The sequence below is a fragment of the Methylobacterium sp. WL103 genome (assembly GCF_008039885.1).
Lineage (GTDB): Bacteria > Pseudomonadota > Alphaproteobacteria > Rhizobiales > Beijerinckiaceae > Methylobacterium > Methylobacterium cerastii.
Genome location: NZ_VRUX01000557.1, coordinates 1 through 2,739, shown reverse-complemented (window position 1 = coordinate 2,739; position 2,739 = coordinate 1). Strand labels below are relative to the sequence as shown.

Annotated in this window: 2 protein-coding genes and 1 pseudogene; 2 read left to right on the top strand and 1 reads right to left on the bottom strand. The window is 73.4% G+C overall.

The genetic code is table 11. The features are described 5' to 3' along the window. On the bottom strand, positions 1 to 1,054 hold a 1,054-nt coding region (locus FV222_RS22255), incomplete at its 3' end, for a DEAD/DEAH box helicase (RefSeq protein WP_147815661.1). A gap of 148 nt (positions 1,055 to 1,202) precedes the next feature. Here FV222_RS22255 and FV222_RS22250 point away from each other — a divergent pair. After that, the gene (locus FV222_RS22250; RefSeq protein ID WP_147752735.1) at positions 1,203 to 1,493 is read left to right on the top strand and encodes a hypothetical protein; all 291 of its coding nucleotides are present in this window, start codon (positions 1,203 to 1,205) and stop codon (positions 1,491 to 1,493) included. A gap of 156 nt (positions 1,494 to 1,649) precedes the next feature. After that, positions 1,650 to 2,739: pseudogene (locus FV222_RS22245) on the top strand (DNA mismatch repair protein MutS); the annotation flags it as partial.

The following is a 2,739-nucleotide window of genomic DNA, read 5'->3' as shown; positions in this document are numbered from 1 at the left end:
GGTCCACCGAGGCGCGGGAAGCCCGCGCGGTGACGAGCCGGGTGAGCCCGAGGCCGGGCTCGTAGACCGGCACCCGGGCGAGGCCGGAATCGACCACGATGCGCACGCCCTCGATCGTCAGCGAGGTCTCGGCGATGCTGGTGGCCAGCACCACCTTGCGCGCGCCCGGCCCGGCCGGCGCCACCGCCCGGTCCTGCTCGGCCGGCGTCAGCGCGCCGTAGAGCGGCGCGATCGCGACTTCCGGCCCGACGCGGCCCTCCAGCGAGGTGGCGACGCGGCGGATCTCGCCCTGGCCCGGCAGGAACGCCAGGACCGAGCCCGGATCGGCCCGGAGCGCACGCAGGATCGCGTCCGCCATCGCATCCTCGATCCGGCGGTTGGGATCGCGGTCGGCGTAGCGGGTCTCGACGGGGAAGGCTCGCCCATCCGAGGCGACGACGGGGGCGTCGCCGAGCAGACGCGCGACGCGGGCGCCGTCGAGGGTGGCCGACATCACCAGGATGCGCAGGTCGTCGCGCAAGGCCGCCTGCGCGTCGAGGGCGAGCGCGAGGCCGAAGTCGGCGTCGAGCGAGCGCTCGTGGAACTCGTCGAACAGCACCGCCCCGACGCCGGAGAGTTCCGGGTCGTCGAGGATCATCCGGCCGAACACGCCCTCGGTCACGACCTCGATGCGGGTGCGGCTCGAGATCTTGGAGCCGAGGCGGACGCGCAGGCCGATGGTGTCGCCGACCCGCTCGCCGAGCGTGCCGGCCATGCGCTCGGCCGCCGCGCGGGCGGCGAGGCGGCGCGGCTCGAGCAGGATGATCTTGGCTGTTCCGAGCCAGGACGCCTGCAACAGGTCGAGGGGCACTCGCGTGGTCTTGCCGGCGCCCGGCGGCGCGACGAGGACGGCCGCGTTCGATCGGGCCAGCGCCGCTCGCAGGTCGGGCAGCGCCGCATCGATCGGCAAGGGGCTGTGCGGCAAGGGGCTGCGCGCGAGGGCGTCGTTCGGGCGGGGCGCGGAGGATGGGGTCGCCGCCGCCGCGACGGTATCAGCGGGGCGCTCGGACGCCATGACGATTCAACTCCTCGAACAATCCCGACTCCGGCAAGAAATAAATCCCCCGCCGACGGCATGATTTCACAGCCGGTGGCCGGAACCACGCGCCGTCCATGAACTTGTAGGCCCGCAGCGCACGAGCGCGGAACTGGAGAATCCTTGGATGACGCGTCTTTCTTTGACCCTCGCGACCGGCCTGCTCCTCGGTGGCCTCGGGCTCGGGTCGATCTCGGCCTCCGCCGCACCCGCGATGCCGCAGGCCGGCGTCGTCGCCGAGAGCACGACGGACGCCGTCGCCTACCGTCGCCACTACCGCCACCACCACTCCACGAAGGCCGAGCGCATGATGCGCCGCCGCAACACCATGCGCCACGGCAATCCGAACGCACGCAACCCGGCGATGCGTGGCTACCAGCAGAACCTCGGCGACACCGTCGGCGGCCCGCGCTACTGATCCGTCGCACGTCCCGACCACTCGACCTGAAGCCGGCGCCGCGTGGCGCCGGCTTTTTCCTGCCGCGAATTGGGGTACGCGCACGCGTGCCTTCTCCCCAGCGATCGGAGGAGCCCGCGCTGATCAAACACGGGCGGGTCTGCTAAGAGCGCTGCCATGGCTCGCAGCTCCGCCCGAAACCTCGCCGACGCCGCCGGATCCGGCACCGCGGAGGTCGCAGGCCCGACGCCGATGATGGCGCAGTACATCGAGATCAAGGCCGCCAACCCGGACTGCCTGCTGTTCTACCGGATGGGCGACTTCTACGAGCTGTTCTTTTCCGACGCCGAGACGGCCTCGCGGGCGCTCGGCATCGTCCTGACCAAGCGCGGCAAGCACGGCGGCGCCGACATCCCGATGTGCGGCGTGCCGGTGGAGCGCGCCGACGACTACCTCAGCCGCCTGATCGGGCTCGGCCACCGGGTCGCGGTCTGCGAGCAGACCGAGGACCCGGCCGAGGCCAAGCGGCGGGGGCCGAAATCCGTGGTCCGCCGCGAGGTCGTGCGGCTGGTCACCCCCGGCACCATCACAGAGGACCGCCTGCTCGATCCCGGCAGCGCCAACCTGCTGCTGGCGATCGGCCGTCGCAAGGTCTCGGACGCGGCCTTCGCATACGGGCTCGCGGCGATCGACATCTCCACCGGGCGGTTCGCCCTGAGCGAGGTTCCGGGCGCCGACCTCGCCGGCGCGATCGCCCGCCACGACCCGCGCGAGATCGTGCTGTCGGACGCGATTCACGCCGACCCGGCGCTCGCCCGCCTTTGGGCGGAGACGCGGGCGGCCGTGGTCCCCCTGGCCCAGGCGGAGCTGGAGCCGGCCTCGGCCGAGCGCCGCCTCCGCGAGCAGTACGGCGTCGCGACGCTCGACGGCTTCGGCACCTTCACCCGCGCCGAGATCGCCGCCGCCGGCGCAGCCCTGCTCTACGTCGCGCGAACCCAGCTCGCCGCCCGCGCGCCGCTCTGCGTGCCGACCCGCGAGGAGGCCGGGACCACGCTGGCGATCGACGCGGCGACGCGGGCCAACCTCGAACTCACCCGAACGCTCTCGGGCGAGCGGGTCGGCAGCCTCCTCGACGCGATCGACCGGACCGTCTCGGCCAACGGCGCGCGGCTGCTGGCCGAGCACCTCGCCGGACCGCTCACTGAGCTGGCCGCGTCGCGCAGGGCGGCGCGCAGGGCGCGGTCCTCCACGAGCCGCGCCACCGCAT